The following is a 26,693-nucleotide window of genomic DNA, read 5'->3' on the forward strand; positions in this document are numbered from 1 at the left end:
AAAGCGGGAAATCACAAGCTAAAAAACCAACAAACAAATAACGATAGCTGCGATGAAGCCAACCACGTCCGAGAAGAGGCCTACCTTCAGGGCATATCGCCCATTGCGGATGCCTACGGCTCCAAAATATACCGTTAGTACATACAGTGTCGTGTCCGTGCTTCCCTGAATTGTCGCAGCGATGCGACCAATCATGGAGTCAGGTCCATAGGTGCGTATCAGGTCTGTTGTAAAGGCAAGCGAGCCTGTTCCTGTCAATGGACGGAGCAAGCCCAGCGGTAGCACCTCCGGCGGGACGTCCCATAGTCGAAAAAGCGGAGCGAACCAGCTCAGCATATAATCAAGAGCACCCGATGCCCTGAAGATGCTGATCGCTACCATCATGCCTACAAGATGGGGGATAATGCCGATTGCCGTAGAAAAGCCATCCTTGGCGCCTTCAACAAAGGACTCGTATACTGGGACTTTTCTGACATAGGCATATAGAGGAATAAAGGCCAGAATACATGGAATGGCCCAGGTGGATATGAGGGTGATCACCTGCAGCATGACGGTATCATCCTTTCGTAGCTCTATGGGCAGCAGTGCGTCCTGGTGGCGGACGCCGGGTCATGCGCTTGCGGTACCAGCGGTCCGCCGCAATCGCAGCTACCGTAGCGACCGCCGTAGCAACGAGCGTTGTTCCGACGATCTCTGCAGGATTGGCAGATTGATAATTAAGACGTATAGCAATCATCGTGGTCGGAATTAGTGTAATGCTTGCTGTGTTCAAGGCCAACAACGTACACATGGCTGGAGAGGCTGTCTGTTTGTCCGGATTCAGCTCCTGCAGCTCCTGCATAGCCTTGATCCCCATAGGCGTGGCTGCATTTCCCAAGCCCAGAAGATTCGCACTCATATTCGATAGAATGTAGCCCATGGCTGGATGATTCTTGGGAACGTCAGGGAACAGAAAGCGAACGACAGGAGCCAACAGCCTGGACAGCTTGCTCATCAAACCCGCATCCTCTGCCATCCTCATCATTCCCAGCCAGAATACCATGACACTTATTAATCCAAAGCATACTGTAACCGCTGAAGCGGCACCGTCAAAAGCAGCCTTCGTTACGGCCTCTATGTTCCCCTGTACTGCTGCGAAGCCAATTCCAATCAGGATCAATGCCAGCCAGATCAGATTGATCATGTCTGCACCCCCCTTTTACTTAATGCCTCCCTTGGCAACAACTCAGTTCCTGAATATGTCTCTTATAACATCCCGCCATGTATCTAGCCAGGTCAGATTGCGAGTGTTTGACATGAAGGAATTAACCGTGGCATTGCTCTTCGTGTCCGGAATAAAGCTACCCTGCTCATATATAGGCACCTGCCCGATCACGTGACCATCCAGTACAAGCTCGACTCGACCACGCAGTCCAAAGTCAGCTGTTCTCTGTGAATCTGCGGCTGGCTTATTCAGCACTAGCTTGGTTACCAGCCTCTCTTCCTCGCCATCAGCTAGCGGATAAGTGAAGGATGCACCTGTCACGAAGGTATAGCCTTGAAGCGGTGTATTCTTGCGGGTAATCTCCTGTAGTGGATAATACTTGAAGCCGTAATCCAGCATGTTGGCGTGATCATTCCAATCGTCTCCATCGTTGAGGGTCACCGCTGCAAGCTGCCTGCCATCCCGCGTAGCTGAGCTAACCAGGCAACGAAATGCCTTTTTCGTATATCCCGTCTTCACCCCATCTGCACCCTCATACAATCGAAGCATTTTATTCTTGTTCAGCCAAGTATAATCCCAGGGATCATTGGGGTTAGGCGCTTTCTTGTCACGTGTGCCTACGATTTTGCGGAAGGTAGGATTATGCAGTGCGTAGGCGGTCAGCTTGGCCAAATCATTGGCGGTAGAATAGTGCCCTTCTGCATCAAGACCATGTGGATTCTGGAATTGTGTGTGATGAAGTCCCAGCTCCGCAGCCTTTTCATTCATCATAAATACGAAGCCCTCTTCCGATCCACCCACATGCTCTGCAATCGCTGTCGCGGCATCATTCCCGGAGCGCAGCATTAGACCATATAGCATATGCTCCAGTGTCATCTTCTCCCCCAGACGCAGGAATAGAGAGGAGCCTTCTTTGGCAAAAGCCCGGGAGCTGACCGTCACGTCATCCTGCAGATTCCCTTGCTCAATGGCTACGATCGCTGTCATAATCTTCGTAAGGCTGGCAATCCGTAGTTCCTTGTCGCCTTCTTTGGCATAAATGATCCGACCGGAAGTCACATCGATCAGAGCAGCAGCTTGAGCATGTGTTGACAACGGTGGCGGGTTATCATTTGCCGGGCGACCCTCTTCAGCCCATGCAGGTTGAACCGATGACATGACCAGCATCAGACTGCACATCACTACAATGGTATGAATCCATTTCTTCTTTATCATCGGGGCACTCCTCATCTTTCCTGTCATTCGGGAACTCCTTCCCTCAAGCCATATCTTGTACCATCTTATGTACAAGTTGTATCGAGTATGTTATGAGTTTTGCAGCTGAAAACTTATAAATTCTTTATCTAAAAAAAATCCTCTCCGCTCACATCGGCCACAGGGCACATGTTATGAGCGAAAAGGATTGTATACGAATGCATTACAGATAGGTTGGTCCTTGATGATGGGTTGTAGTGTCCGTTACGGGAACCTGAGGAATCAACTCAGACTGATCGCCTGCGGCATATCCGTTATTTCGGAACATGGATTGAATTTTATCCACCAGGATAGGCGTTGCATCAATAATTTTTTCGAACAGATGCGTCTGGTTATCCAACGGCACAATCTGCGCACCATGGTGACCTACGACCAAAAAGGCGATCGGGTGGATCGAGACGCCACCGCCGCTACCTCCGCCGAACGGATGACCTTGTTTGAGCCCGCTTCCGGATTCATGATGTGAATGAGAATGCGAGCCATACTCCTCATCCTCGCCATTTACATTAAAATCACTACCACCCGCCGCAAAACCGAAGCCCACTTTACTAATCGGTAAAATGACGGTACCGTCTTTCGTCTCAACTGGCTCCCCGACGATCGTGTTAACATCAACCATACCCTTGATATTTTCCATTGCAGTCTGCATTAGACCTTGAATAGGATGCTCTGACATTCAATATTCCTCCTCAATATACAATCCTTAATACGATGTACTTGCTCGTATTATGCTTCAGAGGAACGCTGAATATCCATATAGGTAAGTTTCCACAAGAGAAATATATATCATTTCTTCGTATCAGCATGGGAATGATTGTTGGATGCTTACGTGCCATTGGCTACATAATCCTTGGACATGAAAACTTGGGTCTGATTCGACCTTCATATTGTCGGCTCAGGCCGCTTTCTTCTTTCTTTCCCCGCAGACATCACTTTTCTCCATACTCTGAGCCCTCCCGGTGTACGGGATATTCGCCACAGCAGCAGGAGCATCGCTTTCAGCAGAGAGCCACTAGACACATGCAATTGCATATGAAATCTCATACTCAGTCGATAGCCCCCCTTCCATAGAGGTACAACAAAGAGGGACGGAGCGTGGTGAAATTGCAATAACGTACTCAGCCAGCCGACCAACGCGGATTTGATCGCCCAGAGCACGCCTGTCGAGGTAGCTGTATGCGCGCAATCCGCCAGCCCGATATTAGTGGACCAGTCCAGCTTATTCACGTGAAAATGGGCTATCATGGACATGGCCCAGCGTCTCAGCGATTGTGTACCTATAAGCAATTTTTTATATTGGTCATACCATTGCTTAATCTCATCTTTATCGATGGATTTCTTGCTGATCGTAGATTCATGCATGTGTAGATTGCCGTTGCGGTCAACTCGGAACAGTAAACCCTTCTTGACGCCCAGCATTAGTACAGAAGGGACATCATAACGGAATCGGATTACACCATACAGTGCTCTAATTTTAATATGCAGCCGATCATCCTGATCATGCTTGACGAATTCTACATCAATATGTATGCGGGAACACAGCACTGCTATCAGCAAACCTAGCAACACTACCGCTGCACCGATGATCCACCACCAGAACCACACGAATGACTCCCTCCTATCCCGTCCAGTTCTTACCTCAGGCAAGGTTGTATAAGGGTAGTATGAACCCAATGAAAGGAAAAGATTCAGACGCAAAAACAGGGCATCCCAGCTTGTTCAGCTTGAGAGCCCTGATCTTAGCAGCATTATTCCTTTTTCTTATGCTAGCCCGATTTCAATCACACCTGACTTGTAAACCTAGTTGCGTTATTAACGCATATCTTGATGGTTATACTTCTGTATCCGGCTCGACCTCTTCGAAGGTCAATTGATCTCCCAGCTTCTCGAATAGCAGCTGCGTCTCTTCCTCCAACTGATCTGTATCCTCGAACAATTCTGGCTGCGGAAGATCCGAGAGGCTTGCCAGTCCAAAGTATTCCATGAAGGCTTTGGTGGTTCCATAGAGAATAGGTCTTCCGATCGCATCAGCTCGTCCAGTCTCTTCTATAAGCTCTTTGTTCACCAACGTATGTATGGCTCGTTCTGACTTGACTCCACGAATTTCTTCAATTTCTACACGTGTAATCGGCTGCCGATAGGCCACAATCGCTAGTGTCTCCAGCGCAGCCTGTGATAGTGACACACGAGCGGGAGAATACGCTAGCTTCTCAAAGAATGGCGCGTGCTCAGGCAAAGTCGCCAGCTGATATCTTCCAGCAAGTGTAATCAATTGAATCCCCCTGCCGGACTGCTGCATATCGTTCCTCATATCCTCCAGACAATCCTTGACCAGCTCTGGACGCTGCTCCACAATCTCGGCGATCTGCTTCACGGCAAGCCCTTCTTCCCCTGCCAGAAAAAGCAGTCCCTCAATAATCGATTTCAGCTTCGGGTATTCCATCGCCCAGTAATTCCCCTCTCCACTCCATAACAATATCCTCAAACACATTTTCTTGGAAACACACAATTTGCTTCATTTTCATCAGCTCCAGAATCGCCAGAAAGGTCACGACGATCTCATGGCGCTGCATATCCTCATGCATCAGCTTGGAGAAGAGCACCTTTCCTCCCCGTCCAGCTCCTTGCAGCACTCCCATCACCTGCCGAATACGGTCCTTCACAGAAATCTCGTCGCGATGAATACGTGTGACGACAGAACGCCGTTCAGACTTACGTAGAGCCCGTTGAAAAGCTGCGATCAGGTCTGAGACATGCAGACCTTGCACAGGGTTAGCCGGAACAGAAGGCATGTATGAGCTGAGATCCTCCGGCTCCTTACTGAACATGAGGCTACGCTCCCATTCGCGTTCATTCAGATGCTGTGCGATTCCTTTATACTTGCGATACTCGATCAGTCTCCGTATCAGCTCCGCACGCGGATCTTCATCGTCCTCTTCATACATGAAGTAATCCTCTTCGAAATCTAGAACCGGAGGCTTCGGAAGAAGCAGCTTGCTCTTGATGGACAAGAGCGTGGCCGCCATTACCAGAAATTCGCTCGTGATTTCGAGCTCCAGCTCCTGCATGCTGTTCAGATAAGCCATATACTGGTCGGTTATTTCACTGATGGGTATGTCCTGTATATCAATCTCGGCTTTATCAATTAAATGCAGCAGCAGATCGAGCGGACCCTCGAACGTCTCTAGTTTATATGTTACCACTGTCAAAAGTGCTTCCTCCCGCCAAATTACTACTTCCGGCCTGTCCTAATTTACTGTAATGTCGCTTTTGGATTCGCAACAAGCCCATAAGGACCCTTGCCGTGAGTTGCCCCGATTGCTGACAAGTCCCCTGATTGCAGGAGCTTATTCAGTAGACAGCACAATGTCCGGCAAGCTATCCCATGCAGCCTTAGCAAGCCAGTAAGCTTCTATTGAAGCTGCTTGCTCAAATTTGCCATTTCAATGGCTGCGACAGCCGAATCCCAGCCTTTATTACCAGCCTTGGTTCCTGCACGTTCAACAGCCTGCTCTATATTCTCTGTAGTGACCAAACCGAAGATAACAGGCACACCTGTCTTCAGGTTGATGGCAGAGACGCCCTTAGCCACTTCATTACATACATAATCATAATGTGTTGTAGAACCGCGAATGACCGTTCCCAAGGTGATGACTGCATCATACTTTCCACTCTCAGCCATTTTCTGCGCAATCAATGGAATCTCGAATGCACCTGGCACCCACGCCACGTCAACCTCTTCATCCATCACACCGTGACGGTTAAGCGCATCAAGTGCCCCACTCAGGAGCTTACTCGTAATGAATTCGTTGAACCTTCCTACTACAATACCATATTTTAAGCCTTTAGATACAAGATGACCTTCAAAATAATGTGCCACGCTTCATCAGCCTCTCTTTTTCATATTAATTTTAGATCTGCTCGTTCTGCTCTAATGCGTCAAAAGTCAACAGGTGCCCAAGCTTGGCCTGCTTGGTATGAAGATAGCCCGTATTGTTCTCATTCTCCGGAATTTGGATTGGAACACGCTCTACGACTTGCAAGCCATAGCCTTCCAGTCCTTTTATCTTGCGGGGATTGTTCGTCATGAGACGAATCTGCCGCACCCCCAAATCCCGAAGCATCTGTGCACCGATGCCATAATCGCGCAGATCAGCCGAGAAGCCCAGCTTCAGATTGGCGTCAACTGTATCCAGTCCTTCTTCCTGAAGTTTATAGGCTTTTAGCTTATTAATCAAGCCAATACCACGGCCCTCCTGACGCATATACAGCAGCACACCTGCACCCTCCGCTTGAATCTGTTGTAGAGCGGCAGCGAACTGCGGCCCGCAATCACATCTTAAGGAATGGAAGACATCTCCTGTCAGGCATTCAGAGTGCACTCGCACCAGCACAGGCTTGCTTGGATCAATTGTCCCTTTAACCAGTGCCAGATGCTCCTTGGAATCAAGCTCATTCGTATAGGCTACCGCATGAAATTCACCGAACTCGGTTGGCATCTTCACAGATACCTCCCGCTGAACCAACTGCTCTCTGCTGATTCTGTAGCTGATAAGGTCCTTGATGGTAATTAGCTTCAATCCATGCTTCGTAGCCAGCTCAGCCAGATCCGGTAGTCTTGCCATCGTGCCATCTTCCTTGATGACCTCGCAAATGACCCCTGCCTCTGCTCCGCCGCTAAGCCGCGCCAGATCAACAGCAGCCTCCGTATGTCCGGCTCGTCTTAATACGCCGCCATCCTTGGCAATCAACGGGAACATGTGCCCAGGCTTCCGGAAATCCTCCGCCCCTGTAGTATCATCAACCAACGCTCTTACCGTCATCGCCCGCTCGACAGCGGAGATGCCAGTCGTAGTAAGCTTGTGATCCACCGAAACGGTAAAGGCCGTCCCATGAAAATCCGTATTCTGAGCTACCATCGGCTTCAACTGAAGTTGATTCGCACGCTGCTGTGAAATAGCTACGCAGACGAGACCGCGACCTTCTGTAATCATGAAATTAATGGCTTCGGGCGTTACCTTATCAGCCAGAACTATGAAATCCCCCTCATTTTCACGATCCTCGTCATCCACGACAATGACAATTTTGCCTTGGCGCAGATCAGCGATCGCATCCTCAATGCGATCCAATTGAATGGTGTCATCCACAATAATCCCTCCTTCAGATTACTCTATCTGTTGTCAGTCTCCTGACTTTCCTGCTCTGGCCGACCCTTTTTAACAAAAGCCATGCTTGGACAGGTACTCCATGTCGATGCGGCTGCTTTCCTTCTTCGGTCCGCTCTCATATCTGGCATGTAGCAGATGCTCTACATATTTCCCCAGAATGTCGCACTCCAGATTCACAACGTCACCATTGTGCTTGCCCTGGAGCGCTGTAGCTGCCAGTGTATGCGGGATGATCGACACAGCGAATAGATCCTGCTGCGTGTAGGCCACCGTCAAGCTAATCCCGTCAATGGTCACAGAGCCCTTGGGAATCAAGTATTTGAATAATGCTGTATCCTCAGGCATGAGCTCGAAGACCACCGCATTCTGATCCTTATACACCCGGATAATCTTCCCTGTTGCATCTACATGCCCTTGCACAATATGTCCGCCAAAGCGTCCATTGGCCAGCATGGCCCGCTCCAGGTTCACACGGCTGCCAGACTCCAACAAGCGCAGACCTGTATGGCGGAACGTCTGCGGCATGACATCCGCCCCGAAGCTGCTGCCTGCAATCTGTGTGACGGTCAGACATACACCATTCACCGCCACACTGTCACCCAGCTTAAGATCATCCATAATGACAGCAGCCTGGATGTGCAGCACCATGGCTTCTCCGTTACGGGTGATCCGAGTCACCGTGCCGACCTCCTCCACCAAGCCAGTAAACATGCCTCTCCCTCCTTTCCAGCCACCGTACCGAGTGCACGGGACTTTGTACAAATGAACCGTAAAACACAACCGTAAAACACAGAAAACCCCTAACGGATGCTCCGCCAGGGGTTTGAGAGATATCAGATCATTTTCAATCATTCACATTATCCATAGGTCAACAGACCATCCCAGCAGGAATAGCGTTGCCTAAATAAGCCTTGCTCATTCGAAAATGAGTAGACTACATTGTGAAATGAAGCACATCGTAGCTTCTATAGGTATGTAAGTAACATGCCTGCGTACACGCACTGTCTCATACAGCAGATGTACAAAGAGCTATTCTGTGTCCGATCTCCTTCTCCCATCCAGACTATACTGTCGGTCCCGGAATTGCACCAGGTCCACCTTCTGCTGTCTTACAGACAGCATCCGGGTCACGGACTAAGGCTACTCACGCTTCGTAAGCATAAGAGCCATCACCGCCGGTAGGGAATTTCACCCAACCCCGAAGGAAACTTACATGTAGTTGTACAAGCGACTTACGGCAATTCTGTTGAACTGCCATCTCAGAACAAAATGAATTGTTCAAGAAATTATATCTAAACTAACACTAGACTGAAAAAAATGCAAGCCAGTCTTATAAATGTGTTCCTACACCACCGCGTGCTTGTTAGCTTTTTACACATTCCACTGCAAAAAGGCTACTCGTTGATCACAAGTAACCTTTCGCCATGCAGGCAGTCCTTTAACGCTGCATTTCCGTATATTTGTACATTAGCTCTTTGAACCAATGCTTATCATTCATCTGCAAAGCCAGGTCAATCAGAATTTCAAGATCCTGTATGTCCAGCTCAGCAGTATCATCAAAGGTAATGACAGCTGTTGCCGAAGGAGCCTGCTCCATCCCCTCACGCAAATCATAATCAAGCCGCAAATCTACGGTCCCATCCATGTACTCACATTTCAGAAAATAGATAATTTCACACATCAAAATAGGCCGAACCTCATGCTCCAGTACACAGTCCATTACCTTGGCCGAATAATGCTGGTTCGTCAGACTGAATTTCTGTGCAGCTGTCGGACGTTCTCGTCCAAAATCGTTTGTAAATTTCAACTCTATAGGAAATAGCCGCATGACCTTCGCCAGTTGCTTTCTTGTAATATCAATAATCTCAGCCTTGTTTAGCGTCAGCATTAATGCACCTCTCGTAATTCCAGTTTGTCCCATTTCAAGTGAATCATCGCTATACTTAAAGTAGCCCTTACCGCTATATCGGAATTTACATCACCATTGTTTAATTGTGCACGTGAAAAATATGTTCATTTTACCGCATAAAAAAGACCTTACTCCTGTCATTATCAGGACCAAGGTCTTCTGGTTTGAGATGGACTCACATAAGTCAAATCTCTTATTGTCATTTAGTAACGAACCTCATATTCACAGTGCTCATCGCCGTTAACATTGCATTTAATTTCGCGAACATGAACTCTCCGTTTCAGAATTTGAGTCAAGGCACCCTCCATGATCGCCCCTTCCAGGTCACACACCATGCTCTCTTCCATCTCGGGCAAGCCTGAGCAAAAGCAATCCTTCACTGCGACTACCATACGATGTTCTTCCTTTACGACAATCTGAGGGTCTCCGATCTTCAGCTCGCGAAATAAATCCAGCAATTCTGTCACCGATTGGACAGGGAGGCTTTCGCCTATTTTTCGACCCACTGTCACCGTTGTACCCTTGCCCTTCATAGGAAGTCCTTGATACATGCCAATCAGGCGGATCGCCCGATACAGCTCAATTGGAAGTGAATCGCCCATTCGGGTTCGCGAGATTTTCTTCAGGTCGGCAAATGTATATTCTTGTACTGTATTGGCTTTACTCATAACGCTCCCACCACCTAGTTTGAATTATGTACACCGCAAGTAATGCACACATGTACAGCTGATTTTTCATTTCTCAGAAACACTAAATTTTAAATATATGCACATTATAGGCCTGGGTGATAGAGTCACTTGTGATTGAAATCACGAGAATTTGGATAATACAAGGCAACAAAAAAAGTACAGATCAGAACCATTCTGACCTGTACTCTCCTATATGCCTAACGCACATGTATTCAAATTAAACCTCTACAACCTCAACTGTCTCCATGCGATCACGGCCTTGGAAAGCATCAACCAATTCCATACCTTTTGTCACTTTACCAAATACGGTATGTTGACCATCCAGGTGAGGCTGTGGCTGGTAACAGATGTAGAACTGGCTACCACCTGTGTTGCGTCCAGCATGAGCCATTGCCAGCGTGCCGCGCTCATGTTTGTTCGGGTTGATTTCACAGTTAATGGTGTAACCAGGGCCGCCTGTTCCTGAACCGTTCGGGCAACCGCCTTGTGCTACGAAGCCAGGAATGACACGGTGGAATACCAATCCGTTGTAGAACCCGGAATTTGCCAGTTTCTCAAAGTTAGCTACCGTATTCGGTGCTTCATTGTCAAACAGATCGATCAGCACTTCGCCGCCGTTCTCCAGCTTGATTTTTGCTTGTTTTGCCATCTATGTTCGTTCTCCTTTCGCTCTTCAGCGTCAATAAAGTCCAAGTACTAGTGTACTATGAAACCGCACAGTTAGCAAAATTTTCACATCTTTTTTACGATCTATGCATCATCGAGTATGTCGAATCCGTCACATCCAGTCTGTCGAGGTGATCATCTATGCTCACAGTTAGTCTCTAGCATTGGGATAGCGCCTTCTTCGGCACCAGATCATTACGCACAATATCCTCAAAGGTCTCACGGCGTACGACCAGCTCTGCGTTACCATCCTTCACGAACACAACGGCCGGACGGCGCAGTCGGTTGTAATTGCTCGCCATCGAATAGTTATAGGCTCCTGTAGCCGCTACAGCCAGCAAGTCTCCAGATTGTACCTGTGGCAACTCCATATCCCAGATTAACATGTCACCACTCTCGCAGCATTTCCCGGCAATGGACACCGTCTCTTCATCCGAATCATTGGCCCGGTTGGCCAGCATAGCCTCATACTTGGCCTGATAGAGCGCAGGTCTTGGATTATCGGTCATCCCGCCGTCTACTGACACGTATTTTCTGATGTCCGGAATATCCTTGACACTCCCTATCGTGTACAGGGTGGTACCCGCATCCCCTACAATACTGCGACCTGGCTCAATCCAGATCTCAGGCAACTGCTTGCCAATCCCGGTAAAATGAGTGTGGACCGCTTGGCTAATGGCCTCCACATATTTGGCAACAGCGAGCGGCGTATCCTCTTCTGTATAACGAATACCGAAGCCTCCGCCCAGGTTAATGACCCTGAACTCCGCACGCAGCTGTTCGTACACCTCACGAGTAAAATGAGCCACCCGCTCTGCCGCAACCATAAATCCGTCTACCTCGAAAATTTGCGAGCCGATGTGTGAATGTACACCTAGCAGGCGCAGCTGGCTTTTTTGCAAGGCAAGCTTAACCGCCTCGTAAGCCGACCCGTTACCGATGTCGAATCCGAACTTGGAATCCGTCTGTCCCGTAGAGATGTACTCATGGGTATGAGCCTCGACTCCCGGAGTTACACGGAGCAAAATATTCGCCTGTACGTTCTTCTCGCTTGCAATCGCCTGCAGCAAATGCAGCTCAGTCTCATTGTCTACGACAAAGCAGCCGATTCCGGCTTCCAGCGCCATCTCGATCTCTTCGGGAGTCTTGTTGTTGCCATGAAAGTGAATCCGCTCTACAGGGAAGCCCGCCTGCAATGCAGTGAACAATTCCCCGTCGGATACGACATCCAGCGACATGCCTTCCTCGGCAACCAGTGCACACATGGCCACCGTACAGAATGCCTTGCTCGCATAGGCGACCTGAAAGGACAGCCCTGTAGTGCGGAATGCACTCACGAACTCCCGGCAACGCTGACGAATCAATTGCTCGTCCATAATATATAATGGGGTGCCGAATTGTTCCTTCAACTGAACCGTATCGCAGCCCCCGATCTCCAAATGTCCCTGTGCATTAATTTGACTTGTACCATGTAAAAACATACCCTGGAGCCTCACTTTCTGGGAATCCTGTCTCATTCCATCGAAACATTTACACCAGTATAGCAAAAATCCGATGAATGGGTATGGATTTTTATGCAAATCGTTTGTACTTGCCGTCTTATTCTCTTCGACGCTCACGAGGCGGCATTCGCGAGCTATCCCGTGTCTTGTTGAAGGAAGGACGATCTCTGGAGGTCAGCATCGGCCTACGAAGTATAATTTCCGCCATAGCCTTCGCATTGAACGGAATGAACGGCCACATATAGGATGAATTATACGAACGGTGTGTGATCAGTAGGATCAGAATCAAGGTAACACCTACTACGAAGCCTTTAACCTTGAATACCGCCACCAGTACCAGTAATACGAGGCGAATCAGCCTGTTGGCTAGACCCAACTCATAGCTTGGCGTAGCGAACATCCCGATCGCAGCCACGGCCATATACAGTACCACTTCATTCACGAAGATGCCCGTCTTGACCGCAATGTCTCCGACCAGAATGGCAGCAATCAGACCCATCGCAGACGCCAGCGGTGTCGGGGTATGTACAGCAGCAAGACGTAGCAGGTCCACCCCAAACTCAATCATCAGAAACTGGGCAATTAGTGGAATATGGGTATTGTTCTCGTTAGGTCCCAAAAACTCAAGACCTGGCATGCGCACCTCAGGATAGATAACCATCAGCATCCACAATGGCAGCAGGAACAAGGAGGCAAATATCCCCGCAAATCGAATCCAACGTAAATAGCTCCCCATAAATGGTGTCTGCCGATTCTCCTCTGCATGCTGACACAGATCAAAAAACGTGGTCGGCATAATCATCGCACTTGGCGAGGTATCGACGAGAATGACTACACGCCCCTCCATAATATGCGAAGCCACCGCATCTGGTCTCTCCGAGTAACGCACTAGCGGATACGGATGCCAGCCTTTATTAATAATCAGCTCCTCCAGCTGCTTGTCTGCAAGTGGAATACCATCATTATCAATCTTTTTGATTTTCTCGCGGATCGAATCGACCATCACTTTATCAACAATATCGTCGATATACGCAATACACACGTCCGTCCGCGTCCTTCTCCCCACCTGCATCACCTCGAACTTCAGACCCGGATCACGCAAACGTCTACGGATCAAGGCTACATTCGTCAGCATGGTCTCCGTGAAGCCGTCTCGCGCACCGCGGACGACACGCTCCAATGACGGCTCCTCTGGCCCTCTGGCTGGATAGCTGCGTGTATCAAGCACGATGGCAGCCATTCCGCCTTCCACGAAGATCGCGCTCATCCCCGTCATGACACTGTTAATGACTGACGACAGCTTGTGCTCCTTGGTGACCTGGATGTGAGGAATATAATATTCGAAATAGGAATGGAGCGCATGGGAGGATACCTGCTCCGGCGTCAGATAACTTAGTCTTTTCAGAATCTCGGTCAGGATGTTATCCTTGGCGAACCCGTTAATGAATAATATGCCAGTCGGTGTCCCGCCAAATGTCATCTCCCGAAATACGACATCAAACGTCTCTCCGAGTCCAAGGACCTTTGTTAGCGTCTCTTTGTTCTCCTTGAGGCTTCTGGATATATCATCTTGTCCCTGCCAGTAGATGACGGATTCCTCGACATTGGCCGAAGTCTCCTCCTCTTTCTTGCGTTCATCTTCTTTCTCATGCTGACGCTTGTGCTCGGCATAAGCAGCATCCAATACAGGCTCGTCAGTATGCTCCTCCTGTCCCCTTCGCTCCATTTTGCGCATCGCGATCATGCTCCTTTCCAAAATCAATCCATATGCCTGACCATTATCGGTAGTAGACGAACCAATCGAACAGCGAACCACATACCTTGCCGAAGACCATAGCCATGTATAAACCAAAAATGTATGGCATCATATTCATACGCTTGGCCAAAATCGGTAGCACATTCAGGACCTCTGTCAAAGCAGCTGCCAGCATGCCGACAAATACCCCGCAGAACAGTCCCGGCAGCCATGTTACCCAGACGGGTGCATATCCCGTCAGATTCCAGAAATCCCCGATCGTACCGGCAACCGAGCCGAACACCATGACACCCTCGTACCAATGAGCCTTGTCATAGGATCTTGTGAGCTGGGCGAGACGCGGGATAATGTTCAGTACGATAAAGAGCGCCACCACTCCGCCGCCAATAGCTATACCAGAGGCTAGTCCAAGCAACAGCTGGAGTCCCCAGCTGACAAGCGTCATCATCATGACGTATCCGCATCCTGCTTATGAATGCGCTCATATTCCTCGGCTACGACATACTGATCCACGTTCTGCTGGTACAAAAACATTTCCACCTCCAGCGGCGTAGGCTCCTCGTTCCACTTTTTCTTGAACAAATGGTTGAAAAACACGATCATCCCTGCTCCAATGCCTATAGAATAGGCGATCTGGAATACATGCGGATTCGTATTCTTCTTCCCCGTAATCATTTCTACAATTCGAACATGTACAGCCTGCATGCTGACGTCCGCATGAAAATTCATGATGGTCAATGCCGAACCGAAAAATAGCAGCACCCAGACGATAACAAACAGTATTTTCGAAGGCTGACGGGGCTTCTCCACCAGCTCCACCAGAACATGCGACTTCCCCATGGATTCAATCACTGCGCCCGGCAGCTTTTGCCGAATAGCAGCAATAATCTGCAGGATGTCAATCAGGATGAGGTTGCCCTCATTCACTTGAGGACGCTTCAATGTCAATTGCAGTAAGGGCTTCTCCCATTGCGGGTCGGTTAATAGCTGCGCTACGTCCCCCAGCCGCAGCTGCTGTCCGGGTGATACCTGTACACGAGTACGTAAGCGCAAATAGACAGTTGGCGCATTGTAATTCTCCATGCTGTCCCTCTCCCAACATTTTGAGATGTAGTCATAGTATGAATTGCTTCCCGTTTTTTATCCCGTTACGCAAAAAAAGACAAGGCACCTTAAGTGGTTATATCCTTGTCGACTTGACAGGGGTATAACCAAAGTGCACTTGTCTCAGCTATGCTTATTGTGCGATCTGCTCTTTGATGGACTGCAGAATCTTTTTTTCCAGACGGGAGACCTGCACCTGAGAGATGCCCAGACGGGCCGCCACCTCTGATTGGGTCTGATCCCTGTAGTATCGTAGATAGACGATAAGCCTCTCTCGCTCGGTAAGTCCGCCTATGGCCTCGTTCAGGGCCAGCTTCTCGAACCACTTCTCCTGAGAATCATCAGCAATCTGATCCATGAGGGTGATTGGATCACCATCATTCTCAAATACAGTCTCATGAATAGAGCTCGGCGGCTTGTTGGCTTCCTGGGCGAATACTACCTCTTCTGGCGATACGCCAAGGCCATCTGCGACCTCCTTGATCGTCGGTAGCCGATTCAGCTCCTTGGAGAGCTCGTCCCGCTTTTTACGGACTTTATTGGCCATTTCCTTCAACGAACGACTGACCTTCAAGGTCCCGTCATCCCGCAGGAAGCGTTGAATTTCCCCGATGATCATGGGTACCGCGTAGGTAGAGAACTTCACGTCATAGCTCAGATCGAACTTATCCACGGACTTGAGCAGTCCGATACAGCCGATCTGGAATAGATCCTCGGGCTCATAGCCGCGATTCATGAATCTTTGTACTACAGACCATACGAGACGGATGTTGCAATTGACGAGTGTATCTCGGGCCGTATGATCTCCTGCCTGACTGAGAGCAATCAGACGCTTGACTTCCGCATCATCCAGATAAGTTTGCGCACCACGCTTCATTTCAGCATCCATAGGTCCAACCCCTAATTATACAAGGCTTTCTTAGATTCAATCCTTTTCTTCATACGGATCGTGGTTCCTGTGCCTGGCTGACTGACGACCTCAAATTCATCCATGAAGTTCTCCATGATCGTGAACCCCATACCAGAACGCTCAAGCTCTGGCTTCGATGTGTAGAGTGGTTGCTGTGCTAGCTCCAGATCCTCAATGCCTAATCCCGAATCCTCAATGATGATGGTTACCACGTCGCTATCAATCGCTGCCTTGATCGTCACTATCCCTTCAGGATTGCTGTTGTAGCCATGGATAATGCTATTCGTCACGGCTTCCGATACGACGGTCTTCAGGTCGCTCAGCTCATCCATGGTCGGGTCCAGCTGGGATACAAAAGCCGCCACCGTGACGCGGGCAAAGGCTTCATTCTCGGAGCGGGCAGCAAACTGCAGTGTCATGAAATTACTTCCCTGTGCCTCCCTCATGACACCACCTCCATTTCTGTAAGCGCATTGTCTTCCTTCTCATAGCAGGGCATGATTTTGAACAGTCCCGACATCTCCAGCAAGCGATACACCGCAGTATTCGCTTCACAGATGGCCATTTTGCCACCCTTCTGCTTGAGCAGCTTGTAACGGCCCAGAATGACACCCAGCCCGGAGCTGTCCATGAATTGAAGGTGCTGTAAATTCAACACGACATGCTCACACTGCTGCCGCATAATCGCTTCATCCATCTGAACACGTACCTGATCTGCCGTATGGTGATCGAGCTCACCTGATAAACGAACGATTAACACACTGCGATGGTGCTCCATATGCAACTGCAAATCCATGCTTGTTCACTCTCCTCCCTGTCTTAGGACAAGGATTTCTCCACTTTAGAAGGGGAATCCTGCATGCCGACAAAACTAGAAGAAAACTCCGAGAAATCAACAACACTGCGGCGAAAATCTACACGGGACCGTAATGTTCCTACCCCGATACCCATCAATCGACGAATCCGCATAGAACAACAGCGATCTACAAGACATCCGTTGCAGCTGCTAAAGACACCTGACGATTCAATTCGTATGATACCGATTGTTCTGAAAGTCTCAAATGAGGACTACGAGAACAGCTCAGAAGTAGTGCGCTTGAATAGCTGCCACCAATTCGCCTTCTGAACATCCGTATCCGAATAGATCTCGAATTCCTTTAGTACTTTGTCCTTCTGATATACGACCAGCTTGCCGATCGTCTGACCTTTGTGAACAGGTGCCTTTAGATGTTCTTGAAGCTGCACCTCATGACGTATTCCTTCCGCTGTGCCGTCTCGTTTGACGAGCACACTATACGGCTTGTCTGCACGGATCTGCAAGGAGGATTGCGTGCCCTTCTCAATCGGTAGTGTACCGATGACTTCGCCACTCTTGACGATTGATTTCATTGTATATTGCGTGAAGGCGTAGTCGAACATGGATGCAACCTCACTGTTGCGTGTCTTCGTATTCGGTTCGCCCAGCACCACAGCTATGACACGCAGGCCATCCTTCACGGCTGTAGCCGAGAGGCAGAATTTTGCCTCCGATGTGTAGCCCGTCTTCAGACCGTCTGCACCCGTATAGAATCTCACGAGCTTATTCGTGTTGACGAGCCAGAAGGGCTTCTCGGACGTCTTGCGCAAATAATCCTGATATGCCCCCGTGTATTTGGTAATCTGCGGATACTTCAATAGCTCACGGCTCATGACGGCGATATCATGCGCAGATGAATAATGCTCGGCAGAAGGAAGTCCATTGCAATTCGCAAATTTAGTATCCTTCAGGCCCAATTGCTGCGCCTTCTCATTCATCTTCGCCACAAAGGCCTGCTCCGAGCCTGCAATCTTCTCGGCCATGGCCACAGATGCATCATTACCGGAAGCCATCGCAATGCCTTTCAGCATCTCATCGACAGTCATCTCCTCGCCAGGCTCCAGGAAGATTTGCGAGCCTCCCATCGAAGCAGCGTATTCGCTCGTCCGCACCTTATCCGTCAGCTTCAGGCGTCCATCGTGCAGCGCCTCCATCGTCAGCAGCATCGTCATGATCTTGGTAATGCTCGCCGGGGGTAGCTTGGCATGACTATTCTTCTCGTAGATGACAGTACCTGTGTCAGCATCCATCAGAATAGCTGAGCCTGCGCTAGGTGCCAGCTCTACTGCTGAAGTCACATTTTCCCGGGAATCTACTGCAAGCACTGCCGGATTCAGCGTAGACAGACCAATGGCAGCGGACAACATGAGCGATATTCCTAACTTCTTCACTTCGGTTCCCTCCTCTGGACATAACCCGTGAGCTGCACAGAATTTGGTCTCTGTCTGCTCATACGGGTGCTGCTAACCATTGTCGGCAGAACTTGTGAAAATTATTCCAGTACCACGCACAAAAAAGAAAAGGTGCCCCGACAGGAACAAGCACCTGTAGGACACCTTCGTGTATCTATGTTCAATCTATGTTCAACGATCGAATTAGGCTGCAATTACATCTTCGGGATAATTCCAAGTACCAGCTTCAGGAACTTCTCACGGACCCGATCAGCTGTCTCCATGACCTCGCTATGGTCCAGCGGCTGGTCGAGAATTCCCGCTGCCATATTCGTAATACAGGAGAAGCCCAGCACTTCCAGGCCAGCATGACGTGCCACGATTACCTCTGACACAGTGGACATCCCCACGGCATCAGAACCGAGCGTGCGCAGCATTACGATCTCTGCAGGCGTCTCATAGTTCGGCCCCAGTAGTCCTGCATATACACCCTCCTGCAGCTTTACACCTTGTTCCTGCGCTACTTCATGAGCTACCGCGCGCAATCTTTTGCTGTACGCTTCAGACATATCCGGGAAGCGCACACCCAGGGCATTATCATTTGGCCCCATCAGCGGATTGGTACCTGTCATGTTCAGATGGTCACTAATGACCATCAGGTCTCCAGCTTCATAGGACGTATTCACGCCGCCAGCAGCATTGGTGACAAGCATGCTCTTGACGCCCAATTCCTTCATGACGCGGACAGGGAAGGTCGTGAGCTCTGGCTTGTAGCCCTCATACAGATGGAATCTGCCCTTCATCATCATCACTTTGCGGCCCCCTACGGTGCCGAGCAGAAGCTCACCAGCATGTCCTTCTACTGTGGACACCGGGAAATGCGGAATGTCATGATAAGGAATGCTAATGCCATCCTCAATGAGATCTGCCAGAATTCCCAGACCTGAGCCAAGGATCAGGCCAATCTCAGGATTGATGTTGTTGCTGTGCTGACGAATATACGCCGCTGCTTCTTGGATTGCTGCTTGATTAATTGTAGACATATGTATCTCTCCTTATGCTGTTATTGTTAAATAGAACGAAGCGCTTCAAAGGCTAGACGATCCTTTCGCGGAAGCGGAATCTGAACCTGTGACCAGCGCCTTGACCAGATCAGTGGGGTCCAATTCAACATGAAATCAGTTTCGAACCAAGATACTAAGAGCTTTACCTAGGTCTTGAAATCCCCAACATGCGCCGAATCTGGTAATGCCGTGGAGGATTTACTGGCCCGCGGATGGAATTTTTCATAGATGTCCTTCATGTTCCCCTTGGACGTATGAGCATACATCCGTGTCGTGGATACATCAGCATGACCCAGAAGATCCTGCACAGCTCGCAAATCTGCTCCGTTATGGACCAGATGCATCGCGAACGAATGACGCAGGGTATGTGGGGTAAGCTTGTCCTCCATCCCGAGTAGAGCTGCATGCTTCTTGAGTATTTTCCATAGACCCTGACGGCTTAAGCGTCCCCCGGCTGCGTTGATGAACAGGGGCCGATGTGTATCGCGCCCACTTGTATCCAGCTCTGTGCCTAGATTATGCTTGTCCAGATAGCGTTCAAGCCATAAACAGGCCTCCCGGCTAATCGGAATGATTCGCTCATTCCCCTTGGAGTCGGTACAATGTACATAACGTAGCTCCACATGCACATCATTGACGTTCAACCCTACCAGTTCGGATACACGCATACCTGTAGCATACAATAACTCCAGCATAGCTCTGTCCCGTAGTCCTTGAGCTGAGGAAATGTCCGGCGTCTCCAGCAGTTTCTCCATATCCTCAGTCGTCAGGACGACCGGTACCTTCTTCTCCTTCTTGGGCGCCTCCAGCAGGACAGTAGGGTCTTGTAGAGTCACACCTTCCCTGATCAGAAAATGAAATAAGGCACGAATAGCGATTAGACTACGGGCCACAGTGGCAGACGCCTTGTCCTTCTTCAACCCATTCAAGTAGGCCGCCAGATGCAGACGCCGTACGTCGTCCGGCTCCTCAATTCCCTGCTCGTCTATATAGGACAGGAACGATTCCACATCATGCTGATAAGCTTCCCGTGTAGCTGCAGACACTCCTTTTTCCTCCACCAGATAATGGATGAAAGGCTGTATATATTGCTTCATACTATCATTTAACGCTCCTTGCCCGAAAATTCATGCCGTAGCCAGTAGCTACTCCCCATACCAGTAAAAAAAGCGAAGTCGTTCCGATAATGGAGACGGCTCTTCCTTGGCTGGCAGTTCATCAATGAACACCTTGATCGCATTTCCTTCCGGAATTCTGTAATGATCGACTGGTGAAATCCAGTCGCTTACCCACTGCAGCGCCAAATAGAGTACAAGCGTCAGACAGCAGAATACACAGAGTAGTGCCAGCGTTCTGCAGGCCCTCCTAATAGACAATATCATTTTCACAGCCCCCTAGGCAATGGCTTCCTTCTTCACGGCATGCGCGAATACAGGCTATCACTACACTATATGATCAATCAAATCAGGTTATGAAAGGGCGTGCCGCTTCTGGCAGGCAGTCTACATGGGCAGCAAAAAAGCTCTCCCGAAATATCGGTGAGAGCTTGGCTCTTCAGTTTCTTGAGTCTTAAGCAATCGAATACTCATACAATTCTGTTGTCTACCTGAATAAGTCGGATTAGTCAGTTCCATCCTGCTTGTCATTCTTGCTTTTACAGCGATAGCAGATGCCATGGAAATCAAGTCGGTGATCCAGAACTGAGAAATTGAATTCACGCTCCAGACGCTCCTCCAACGGCCCCAGCCAATCTTCCCTGATCTCATCCATACTTCCACACTGTACACAAATCAAATGATGGTGATGATGCTTGGAGGTATCGCCACGCAAATCATAGCGCGCAACGCCGTCACCAAAATTGATCTTCTCAACTACATGCAGCTCGCTTAGTAGTTCAAGGGTACGGTATACGGTTGCCAGACCGATTTCAGGAGCTTTTTCTTTGACGAGCATGAATACATCTTCCGCACTCAGATGGTCTTCTTCATTCTCAAGCAATACTCTTACCGTGGCTTCCCGCTGAGGCGTTAACTTGTAGCCCTGCGATTGCAATTGTTGTTTAATCTTGTCGATCCGCGCTTCCATTGTCTCCCTCCCCCTCAGAGATTTTGTGCGCACTGCCCAATTTTCACTTCTACTATTATAGGGGGAAAATTCAAATAAAGTCAAACACTTTGCGCACACTCAAATCTTCAACAAAGCGGTCAGCATTGGCGTGGTCCACTTCATCATTACCGGGGTCACCCAGGTCTCGAAGCAGGCACTTCCGATGAGCAATACGATCATGGAGGTCGTTACCAGCGAATACGATGTGAAGGGGCGCAAAAATCCATTCGATCTGCCTGGCATAAACACGCTATCTTTAATCATTTGAATCGAAAAGTTCATAGCTGCTACGCTGCATACCAGCAATGCAGGAATGACCAGCAGATTATGTGGTGCTATAGATACCAAGGCAAACAGTAGTCCCTTCCATGAATACTGCCCGACCAGAAATCCGACAGAGAAGCCGATCAAGGCTCCCTTCAGAAAATTCAACACTAGAATACCCGGCAGCCCAATTACAGACAGGCCGCATACCCATATGATCGCTACCCATTTCAAATGAAGAGCGGCGATATCCCAGAAGGAAGCAATCGTTGCTGCCGTGCCAGAGCCAGACATCTGATTCACCGTAATAAAGAAATTATTCAGATATCTCCCCAGATCCTGCTGCTGCTCCAGCGACAAGGCATTTACCATGAGTGCCCCAAATACGACTCCTACCAAAAATAAGACGGCAAAGAAGATATAGAACGTCATTCGTTCCCGGAAAGATTGGATCATCCGTTGCATCGGCTACCTGGCCCCTTTCGTCTGCTTATTCTAAAATATGAACAAGCAGGGTAGCCTATGACTCTTGTTATTTAATCCATGAACTCTTTCATTTACCAGGGCCACCAGCGATCTTGCCGTAGGTACCTCCACCACCGTCTACGACCTGAAGCCGTCCTTCGCGAGCCTTCACGATCTTCTCGGCTACATCCGCTCCCGCAACGTCAGCCATTGAGGCTTCGTCTGCGGCATGCAGTATATTCATTTCTGTTCCGAACGCTGTCAGGAGCTTTGCAAGCTTCGCCTTTCCAAGACCTGGAATGAATTCTAGCGGCACCTGGTACCGATAAGGAGGACGGGCGAAGAATTCCTGATTCTGTGGTTGCTTCTGATCCGCAATGCTCACAATGCGGTCCCAGACACCCCGGACGAGCTTCTTCTTGCCGCATGTCGTACAGCAAGAGCTCAAGTCACCCGTATGCTCTACCATCGTCCCACAAGCAGTGCAGCAGGTCCTGTGATATTTTCCGAGTCGCGGATTCAGCCCGTAATTGGCCACAATCGCTCTTCCTTCATACCCTTGCAAGGCCAGGCGAAATTCCTCGAAGCTCGGCTCACGAAGCAGCAGCTCATTGTATTCACGACCGATTTTCCCAAGCGAATGAGCGTCCGAGTTCGTGAGAAATGCATAACGGTCCAGCTCCGAAATCATCCCGGCCATAGCCGTATCCGCGGACAGTCCCAGTTCTACGGCATGGATCTGCTCCAGATCCAGAATCTCAGCCATCCGCTCAGCAGAACTGCCATATATCCCCTTATGAGGGGTAAATATATGGGCAGGAATGAACAGCCCTCCGCGTCCGATGACCTCCTGCTGAATCTCCTTTGGCGGAGCGTAGATGCGTTGAGAGCTGAGATTTACATTTTTCATATGGCGGCTCATCCAGGCAGTGAAGTCCTCCATGATCGCAACGGTAGGAAAATAAGCAAGCACATGTGCCTCTGGACGTCCGGCCTCTCGAATCTCCATCTCAGTGCCTAGCAGGATAACTGTATTCCTATAAGCAATCCCCCCACCAGGTAGCTCAGTCATGTCCCCCTTATCCAGGCTATTGTGTATATCCATCTGTACAGCCGGGGAGTGGCAGTCAATGACGCCAGTGAGCTGGATACCTTTTCGCTCAGAAGCTTCGTGTGCGATGTTGGCAAAGGTAAGGTCTCGACTGCCGCTAATCTTGACCGGAATCCCTCGTTCGGTACGACCGATATGAATGTGAAGATCGGCATAGGTCGTCTGCAGCCCGGTTGCGGTTACTTTATCATTCTTGTTCATAACTATATTTCGCCTCTTCCTGTAGTTAAGAGAAGCTCCCTGTCAGCATGCGCAACTGCCAAGCATACACCGCCATGATGGTCTTGGCATCACTGATACGCCCTTCCTTAATCCACGTCAAAGCTTCCTCCAACGTAATCTCGGATACCTCCAGGAACTCATCCTCATCTGGTGACATCTGTCCTGGCTGAAGATCCTCTGTGACATAGAGATGGATAATCTCATCAGCAAAGCCTGGTGAGGTATAGAACGACTGGAGCAGTTGCAGGCTGGTGGACGTATAGCCCGTCTCCTCACGCAGCTCCCTTCCTGCGGCTTCCAGCGGGTCCTCGCCGGGATCGAGCTTGCCAGCAGGAATCTCTACCTCGCAGCGCCCTAACGGCTGTCTATATTGATCGACGACCAGCAGCTTCCCTTGATGCAGCGCGAGTACAGCAACAGCTCCTGGATGCTTCACCACTTCACGTGTAGCCGAGCTACCATTCGGTAGCCTAACAGTATCCACCTGTAGTGATATGATTTTGCCTTGAAATACAGGCTCAGTGGATATAAAGCTCTCTTCCAGCTTCGGATTCGAATACACTACGCTGGCGTGGGCTGGAGTGAGACTGTCCGAATTCGCGTTGGATACGGTCACGTTGGATATGATTGAGCTGGAGCTTGAATTGTCGGGATTAGTTGGGTGATTGGAGCTTGGCTGTTGGGACTTCATTGGGATAGTATGCCTCCTTAATAATTAAGCTAGGCTCTTGAAAGAGCCTTTATTGTTAACAAACCTTAAATAACAAAAAAATAACAAAAAAAAACTAACACTTAGCTATTATTAGTCGCTAATCGAATTTGTAGATTACGTGTATATCATTCTCTCAACCTACATATGATCTCATTATAGCAGATCATAGTGCGAAGGAGTTGAGGGGCATGACAACACACCGGGCCACACAAGCCTTGTTCATTGTAGGTAAAGGCTGGGAAATTCGAGCGACGCTTCGGCAGTGGCAACGTGCGGCTGGAAGCGATATGACGCTCATCGAATGGCAAAACTGTCAGGCAGCGCGGAGCAGCTCTGGACATATGGATAATAATGTATTAGAATACACAAGGAACACACGTTCTTGTAAAATGACTTTGGAATGAGGATAAGAAGGAGCTTTCAGCATGGAACATTTGAACATTCGCAGCTACATCAAGCAAGGACTTGAAGCCTACTACGAGCGCTACAATTATATGATAGAGGATAACTTTTGCCGCTGGATGCACCCTGATGTTCCAGACGAGATGAAGGTCGAGAATGCTACCATTTCTTCTGATCAGGACTGGGCGAGCTGGAGGATGATAACTTCCATGGTTACCCGGGAGGATATTGCACAATTGGAGCATGAGTTTGGCTTGACTTTTCCTGAGTGGTATCAGGCATTTATTTCCACTTATCATCATTACTTTGACGTCGTTCCCTCTCAAGGCCTGGATGACCCGCTGGGTGACATTAGAAATATGTATAATCCTGTCCTCTGCAAGCTTGGGTATCTACCATTCGCCTGGGATGCCGAATATGGCAAGATTCGCTGTATAGATCTGAGCGCAGCTCCGAATGAAGATGAGTGTGCGATCTATGAGATTGAGCATGAAATTCTGTTCGATCTGGACGAGCTCGTGGCTGAGCGCAGTAGTCTGCAAGACCACCTTGTGCAGCTATATCCGAATTTCAAAGCTTACTTTGATCATACATTCCTTGAAGATCGTCACTGAGAGCTGATTATACCATTGCCATGTAGTACAAAGTACAACAATGATTCGTATTCGCAGTCGATACATAGAAGATATGGCCTGAATCGGAGATGCTCCCAATCCAGGCCATTTTTATGTTCTAGAGCCCGTGTCTCATTTACCTGCAGTCTCACGGATAATGGCGACCACAATCTCCGCTGCCTTGACGATATCATCTGCCTTAATTTTTTCTTGAGTCGTATGAATATATTCATAACCTAACGCAAGATTAACTGTAGGAATACCCAAGCCATTAAAGACATTCGCATCAGACCCGCCACCTGAGACAAAGGTTTCTGATTTCAGTCCAATGCCGCGAATCGCCCGTTGTGCAAGCTGCACCAGTTCATCATCCTCCTTGAACTTATATGCAGGATAGGCAATCTCACTGCGGAATTCAGACTGTGCTCCGTACTCCCGACAGGTCGTCTCCAGCGCGTCACGCATTTGCTGAATCTGCTGACTCATCTTCTCCTGCACATTGCTACGTGCTTCAGCGTATAACGTCACCAGTTCACATACAACATTAGTTGCTCCGCCACCTTCGAATTTGCCGATATTGGCGGTCGTATCCTTATCAATCCGGCCGAGCTTCATGGCACTGATAGCCTTGGAAGCAACCTGAATAGCGCTGATTCCATCCTCAGGATTTACCCCAGCATGAGCAGACTTGCCAGTAATCGTCATCTCAATGTTCGCTCTGGTAGGGGCACCGATGCAGATGGATCCTACTTCGCCATTCGAGTCCAACGCGAATCCGAATTCCGCATCGAGATCCTCAGGCTTCATCGCACTTGCACCAATCAGACCAGATTCCTCGCCCACCGTGATCACAAATTGAATCTGACCATGTGGAAGCTTCTGCTCCTCTGCGACGCGAATGGCTTCGAATAATGCAGCTATTCCCGCTTTATCATCGGCTCCCAGAATCGTCGCACCCTTGCTACGAATCCATCCATCTTCACCCAGCTCTGGTTGTATTCCTACACCTGGAGCAACTGTATCCATATGACAGGTAAACAGAATTTTCGGTGCTTGTTCCGTGCCTGTTGCCTTCCAGGTCGCAATCAGATTGCCTGCACCGTGCCCAGTACGTTCCTTGGAATCGTCTTCCTTCACCTCTAGACCCAACGCCATAAATTTATCCTTCAGCACCTTCGCAATTTCCTGCTCGTGCCTAGTTTCACTATCCACCTGTACAAGTTCCATAAATTCACCAATCAATCGATCTTTAACAACCATACTAACTTTCCTCCCTACTCGGATTGCGTTACAATAGTATTAACTTCAACATTCCATCTTCATT

31 protein-coding genes and 1 riboswitch are annotated in these 26,693 nt (G+C 49.1%); of the genes, 2 read left to right on the plus strand and 29 right to left on the minus strand.

Features of this window, described 5'->3' with window-relative positions; translation table 11 throughout:
* Positions 1-18: 18 nt before the first annotated feature.
* The 28 genes from MKX74_RS15900 to MKX74_RS16035 form a co-directional block, all read right to left on the minus strand.
* Positions 19-549, minus strand: coding sequence for a spore maturation protein (locus MKX74_RS15900; RefSeq protein WP_018886277.1), 531 nt, complete (start codon positions 547-549; stop codon positions 19-21).
* 7 nt (positions 550-556) lie between these two features.
* Positions 557-1,183, minus strand: a complete 627-nt coding sequence (locus MKX74_RS15905) for a nucleoside recognition domain-containing protein (protein ID WP_018886278.1) — start codon at positions 1,181-1,183, stop codon at positions 557-559.
* Between the two features lie 42 nt (positions 1,184-1,225).
* A complete protein-coding gene (locus MKX74_RS15910) occupies positions 1,226-2,419 on the minus strand; it encodes a D-alanyl-D-alanine carboxypeptidase family protein (protein ID WP_341179090.1) in 1,194 nt (397 codons plus the stop codon).
* 202 nt (positions 2,420-2,621) lie between these two features.
* Positions 2,622-3,134 (minus strand): GerW family sporulation protein, encoded by a 513-nt coding sequence (gene ytfJ, locus MKX74_RS15915; protein ID WP_018886280.1) that lies wholly within the window; start codon positions 3,132-3,134, stop codon positions 2,622-2,624.
* 206 nt (positions 3,135-3,340) lie between these two features.
* A complete protein-coding gene (locus tag MKX74_RS15920) occupies positions 3,341-4,063 on the minus strand; it encodes a DUF2953 domain-containing protein (protein ID WP_341179091.1) in 723 nt (240 codons plus the stop codon).
* A 226-nt stretch (positions 4,064-4,289) separates the two neighbouring features.
* Positions 4,290-4,901: an SMC-Scp complex subunit ScpB gene (scpB, locus tag MKX74_RS15925; protein ID WP_018886282.1), complete on the minus strand. Its 612-nt coding sequence runs from the start codon at positions 4,899-4,901 to the stop codon at positions 4,290-4,292.
* Complete coding sequence (locus tag MKX74_RS15930) at positions 4,870-5,667, minus strand: segregation and condensation protein A (RefSeq protein ID WP_018886283.1); 798 nt, start codon at positions 5,665-5,667, stop codon at positions 4,870-4,872. Before MKX74_RS15930 ends, scpB begins: the two co-directional genes overlap by 32 nt.
* Before the next feature lie 203 nt (positions 5,668-5,870).
* Positions 5,871-6,338 (minus strand): 6,7-dimethyl-8-ribityllumazine synthase, encoded by a 468-nt coding sequence (ribH, locus tag MKX74_RS15935; protein ID WP_018886284.1) that lies wholly within the window; start codon positions 6,336-6,338, stop codon positions 5,871-5,873.
* Positions 6,339-6,369: 31 nt separating this feature from the next.
* Positions 6,370-7,605, minus strand: a complete 1,236-nt coding sequence (locus MKX74_RS15940; protein ID WP_018886285.1) for a bifunctional 3,4-dihydroxy-2-butanone-4-phosphate synthase/GTP cyclohydrolase II — start codon at positions 7,603-7,605, stop codon at positions 6,370-6,372.
* Between the two features lie 69 nt (positions 7,606-7,674).
* The gene (ribE, locus tag MKX74_RS15945) at positions 7,675-8,337 is read right to left on the minus strand and encodes a riboflavin synthase (protein WP_018886286.1); all 663 of its coding nucleotides are present in this window, start codon (positions 8,335-8,337) and stop codon (positions 7,675-7,677) included.
* A 331-nt stretch (positions 8,338-8,668) separates the two neighbouring features.
* A riboswitch (FMN riboswitch) is annotated at positions 8,669-8,836 on the minus strand.
* A gap of 228 nt (positions 8,837-9,064) precedes the next feature.
* Positions 9,065-9,514: an IDEAL domain-containing protein gene (locus MKX74_RS15950; protein WP_018886287.1), complete on the minus strand. Its 450-nt coding sequence runs from the start codon at positions 9,512-9,514 to the stop codon at positions 9,065-9,067.
* A gap of 224 nt (positions 9,515-9,738) precedes the next feature.
* Positions 9,739-10,203, minus strand: a complete 465-nt coding sequence (locus MKX74_RS15955) for a V4R domain-containing protein (RefSeq protein WP_018886288.1) — start codon at positions 10,201-10,203, stop codon at positions 9,739-9,741.
* Positions 10,204-10,441: 238 nt separating this feature from the next.
* Positions 10,442-10,873, minus strand: coding sequence for a peptidylprolyl isomerase (locus MKX74_RS15960; protein WP_018886289.1), 432 nt, complete (start codon positions 10,871-10,873; stop codon positions 10,442-10,444).
* 175 nt (positions 10,874-11,048) lie between these two features.
* A complete protein-coding gene (gene lysA, locus MKX74_RS15965; protein WP_341179092.1) occupies positions 11,049-12,371 on the minus strand; it encodes a diaminopimelate decarboxylase in 1,323 nt (440 codons plus the stop codon).
* 118 nt (positions 12,372-12,489) lie between these two features.
* Complete coding sequence (locus MKX74_RS15970; RefSeq protein WP_445667275.1) at positions 12,490-14,127, minus strand: spore germination protein; 1,638 nt, start codon at positions 14,125-14,127, stop codon at positions 12,490-12,492.
* 43 nt (positions 14,128-14,170) lie between these two features.
* On the minus strand, positions 14,171-14,593 hold the full coding sequence (locus MKX74_RS15975; RefSeq protein WP_026281239.1) for a stage V sporulation protein AB: 423 nt from the start codon (positions 14,591-14,593) through the stop codon (positions 14,171-14,173).
* Positions 14,594-14,595: 2 nt separating this feature from the next.
* Positions 14,596-15,231, minus strand: coding sequence for a stage V sporulation protein AA (locus tag MKX74_RS15980; protein ID WP_018886293.1), 636 nt, complete (start codon positions 15,229-15,231; stop codon positions 14,596-14,598).
* A gap of 154 nt (positions 15,232-15,385) precedes the next feature.
* Entirely contained in the window at positions 15,386-16,141 is a 756-nt protein-coding gene (sigF, locus tag MKX74_RS15985) for an RNA polymerase sporulation sigma factor SigF (protein ID WP_018886294.1), read from the minus strand.
* An 11-nt stretch (positions 16,142-16,152) separates the two neighbouring features.
* Positions 16,153-16,608 carry an anti-sigma F factor gene (spoIIAB, locus tag MKX74_RS15990; RefSeq protein ID WP_018886295.1) on the minus strand — a complete coding sequence of 152 codons (456 nt, stop codon included), beginning with the start codon at positions 16,606-16,608 and terminating at the stop codon, positions 16,153-16,155.
* Positions 16,605-16,958 carry an anti-sigma F factor antagonist gene (spoIIAA, locus tag MKX74_RS15995; protein WP_025678469.1) on the minus strand — a complete coding sequence of 118 codons (354 nt, stop codon included), beginning with the start codon at positions 16,956-16,958 and terminating at the stop codon, positions 16,605-16,607. The genes spoIIAB and spoIIAA overlap by 4 nt, the downstream gene beginning before the upstream one ends.
* Positions 16,959-17,230: 272 nt before the next feature.
* On the minus strand, positions 17,231-18,409 hold the full coding sequence (locus MKX74_RS16000) for a D-alanyl-D-alanine carboxypeptidase family protein (RefSeq protein ID WP_341179093.1): 1,179 nt from the start codon (positions 18,407-18,409) through the stop codon (positions 17,231-17,233).
* 215 nt (positions 18,410-18,624) lie between these two features.
* Complete coding sequence (locus tag MKX74_RS16005) at positions 18,625-19,452, minus strand: purine-nucleoside phosphorylase (protein ID WP_018886298.1); 828 nt, start codon at positions 19,450-19,452, stop codon at positions 18,625-18,627.
* Between the two features lie 167 nt (positions 19,453-19,619).
* Complete coding sequence (xerD, locus tag MKX74_RS16010; RefSeq protein ID WP_341179094.1) at positions 19,620-20,570, minus strand: site-specific tyrosine recombinase XerD; 951 nt, start codon at positions 20,568-20,570, stop codon at positions 19,620-19,622.
* Positions 20,571-20,618: 48 nt separating this feature from the next.
* Positions 20,619-20,855, minus strand: coding sequence for a DUF4227 family protein (locus MKX74_RS16015; RefSeq protein ID WP_341179095.1), 237 nt, complete (start codon positions 20,853-20,855; stop codon positions 20,619-20,621).
* A gap of 238 nt (positions 20,856-21,093) precedes the next feature.
* The gene (gene fur, locus MKX74_RS16020; RefSeq protein ID WP_018886301.1) at positions 21,094-21,558 is read right to left on the minus strand and encodes a ferric iron uptake transcriptional regulator; all 465 of its coding nucleotides are present in this window, start codon (positions 21,556-21,558) and stop codon (positions 21,094-21,096) included.
* A 99-nt stretch (positions 21,559-21,657) separates the two neighbouring features.
* Positions 21,658-22,308 carry a stage II sporulation protein M gene (gene spoIIM / locus MKX74_RS16025; protein ID WP_341179096.1) on the minus strand — a complete coding sequence of 217 codons (651 nt, stop codon included), beginning with the start codon at positions 22,306-22,308 and terminating at the stop codon, positions 21,658-21,660.
* Positions 22,309-22,396: 88 nt separating this feature from the next.
* On the minus strand, positions 22,397-23,620 hold the full coding sequence (locus MKX74_RS16030; RefSeq protein ID WP_341179097.1) for an endonuclease Q family protein: 1,224 nt from the start codon (positions 23,618-23,620) through the stop codon (positions 22,397-22,399).
* A gap of 25 nt (positions 23,621-23,645) precedes the next feature.
* Positions 23,646-24,332 carry an NUDIX hydrolase gene (locus MKX74_RS16035; RefSeq protein ID WP_341179098.1) on the minus strand — a complete coding sequence of 229 codons (687 nt, stop codon included), beginning with the start codon at positions 24,330-24,332 and terminating at the stop codon, positions 23,646-23,648.
* A gap of 209 nt (positions 24,333-24,541) precedes the next feature.
* On the opposite strand from MKX74_RS16035, the gene MKX74_RS16040 reads away from it, so the two are divergent.
* Both MKX74_RS16040 and MKX74_RS16045 read left to right on the plus strand, forming a co-directional pair.
* Positions 24,542-24,757 (plus strand): Z-ring formation inhibitor MciZ, encoded by a 216-nt coding sequence (locus tag MKX74_RS16040; RefSeq protein ID WP_018886305.1) that lies wholly within the window; start codon positions 24,542-24,544, stop codon positions 24,755-24,757.
* Between the two features lie 21 nt (positions 24,758-24,778).
* Positions 24,779-25,369, plus strand: coding sequence for an SMI1/KNR4 family protein (locus MKX74_RS16045; protein WP_341179099.1), 591 nt, complete (start codon positions 24,779-24,781; stop codon positions 25,367-25,369).
* A 132-nt stretch (positions 25,370-25,501) separates the two neighbouring features.
* Here the strand turns inward: MKX74_RS16045 and MKX74_RS16050 are convergent, their stop codons facing one another.
* On the minus strand, positions 25,502-26,629 hold the full coding sequence (locus MKX74_RS16050; protein ID WP_341179100.1) for a M20/M25/M40 family metallo-hydrolase: 1,128 nt from the start codon (positions 26,627-26,629) through the stop codon (positions 25,502-25,504).
* Positions 26,630-26,693: the final 64 nt, after the last annotated feature.

Origin of the sequence: Paenibacillus sp. FSL K6-1230, assembly GCF_038002385.1 — a bacterium.
GTDB classification, from domain to species: domain Bacteria; phylum Bacillota; class Bacilli; order Paenibacillales; family Paenibacillaceae; genus Paenibacillus; species Paenibacillus massiliensis.

What these genes read in the sequence shown, in the direction of transcription:
- MKX74_RS15900 (WP_018886277.1), bottom strand. Translation starts at nt 549, where the DNA reads ATGCTGCAGGTGATCACCCTCATATCCACCTGGGCCATTCCATGTATT.
- MKX74_RS15905 (WP_018886278.1), bottom strand. Translation starts at nt 1,183, where the DNA reads ATGATCAATCTGATCTGGCTGGCATTGATCCTGATTGGAATTGGCTTC.
- MKX74_RS15910 (WP_341179090.1), bottom strand. Translation starts at nt 2,419, where the DNA reads ATGATAAAGAAGAAATGGATTCATACCATTGTAGTGATGTGCAGTCTG.
- ytfJ (WP_018886280.1), bottom strand. Translation starts at nt 3,134, where the DNA reads ATGTCAGAGCATCCTATTCAAGGTCTAATGCAGACTGCAATGGAAAAT.
- scpB (WP_018886282.1), bottom strand. Translation starts at nt 4,901, where the DNA reads ATGGAATACCCGAAGCTGAAATCGATTATTGAGGGACTGCTTTTTCTG.
- ribE (WP_018886286.1), bottom strand. Translation starts at nt 8,337, where the DNA reads ATGTTTACTGGCTTGGTGGAGGAGGTCGGCACGGTGACTCGGATCACC.
- MKX74_RS15950 (WP_018886287.1), bottom strand. Translation starts at nt 9,514, where the DNA reads ATGCTGACGCTAAACAAGGCTGAGATTATTGATATTACAAGAAAGCAA.
- MKX74_RS15955 (WP_018886288.1), bottom strand. Translation starts at nt 10,203, where the DNA reads ATGAGTAAAGCCAATACAGTACAAGAATATACATTTGCCGACCTGAAG.
- MKX74_RS15960 (WP_018886289.1), bottom strand. Translation starts at nt 10,873, where the DNA reads ATGGCAAAACAAGCAAAAATCAAGCTGGAGAACGGCGGCGAAGTGCTG.
- lysA (WP_341179092.1), bottom strand. Translation starts at nt 12,371, where the DNA reads ATGTTTTTACATGGTACAAGTCAAATTAATGCACAGGGACATTTGGAG.
- MKX74_RS15970 (WP_445667275.1), bottom strand. Translation starts at nt 14,127, where the DNA reads ATGCGCAAAATGGAGCGAAGGGGACAGGAGGAGCATACTGACGAGCCT.
- MKX74_RS15975 (WP_026281239.1), bottom strand. Translation starts at nt 14,593, where the DNA reads ATGACGCTTGTCAGCTGGGGACTCCAGCTGTTGCTTGGACTAGCCTCT.
- MKX74_RS15980 (WP_018886293.1), bottom strand. Translation starts at nt 15,231, where the DNA reads ATGGAGAATTACAATGCGCCAACTGTCTATTTGCGCTTACGTACTCGT.
- sigF (WP_018886294.1), bottom strand. Translation starts at nt 16,141, where the DNA reads ATGGATGCTGAAATGAAGCGTGGTGCGCAAACTTATCTGGATGATGCG.
- spoIIAB (WP_018886295.1), bottom strand. Translation starts at nt 16,608, where the DNA reads ATGAGGGAGGCACAGGGAAGTAATTTCATGACACTGCAGTTTGCTGCC.
- spoIIAA (WP_025678469.1), bottom strand. Translation starts at nt 16,958, where the DNA reads ATGGATTTGCAGTTGCATATGGAGCACCATCGCAGTGTGTTAATCGTT.
- MKX74_RS16005 (WP_018886298.1), bottom strand. Translation starts at nt 19,452, where the DNA reads ATGTCTACAATTAATCAAGCAGCAATCCAAGAAGCAGCGGCGTATATT.
- xerD (WP_341179094.1), bottom strand. Translation starts at nt 20,570, where the DNA reads ATGAAGCAATATATACAGCCTTTCATCCATTATCTGGTGGAGGAAAAA.
- MKX74_RS16015 (WP_341179095.1), bottom strand. Translation starts at nt 20,855, where the DNA reads ATGATATTGTCTATTAGGAGGGCCTGCAGAACGCTGGCACTACTCTGT.
- fur (WP_018886301.1), bottom strand. Translation starts at nt 21,558, where the DNA reads ATGGAAGCGCGGATCGACAAGATTAAACAACAATTGCAATCGCAGGGC.
- spoIIM (WP_341179096.1), bottom strand. Translation starts at nt 22,308, where the DNA reads ATGCAACGGATGATCCAATCTTTCCGGGAACGAATGACGTTCTATATC.
- MKX74_RS16030 (WP_341179097.1), bottom strand. Translation starts at nt 23,620, where the DNA reads ATGAACAAGAATGATAAAGTAACCGCAACCGGGCTGCAGACGACCTAT.
- MKX74_RS16035 (WP_341179098.1), bottom strand. Translation starts at nt 24,332, where the DNA reads ATGAAGTCCCAACAGCCAAGCTCCAATCACCCAACTAATCCCGACAAT.
- MKX74_RS16040 (WP_018886305.1), top strand. Translation starts at nt 24,542, where the DNA reads ATGACAACACACCGGGCCACACAAGCCTTGTTCATTGTAGGTAAAGGC.
- MKX74_RS16045 (WP_341179099.1), top strand. Translation starts at nt 24,779, where the DNA reads ATGGAACATTTGAACATTCGCAGCTACATCAAGCAAGGACTTGAAGCC.
- MKX74_RS16050 (WP_341179100.1), bottom strand. Translation starts at nt 26,629, where the DNA reads ATGGTTGTTAAAGATCGATTGATTGGTGAATTTATGGAACTTGTACAG.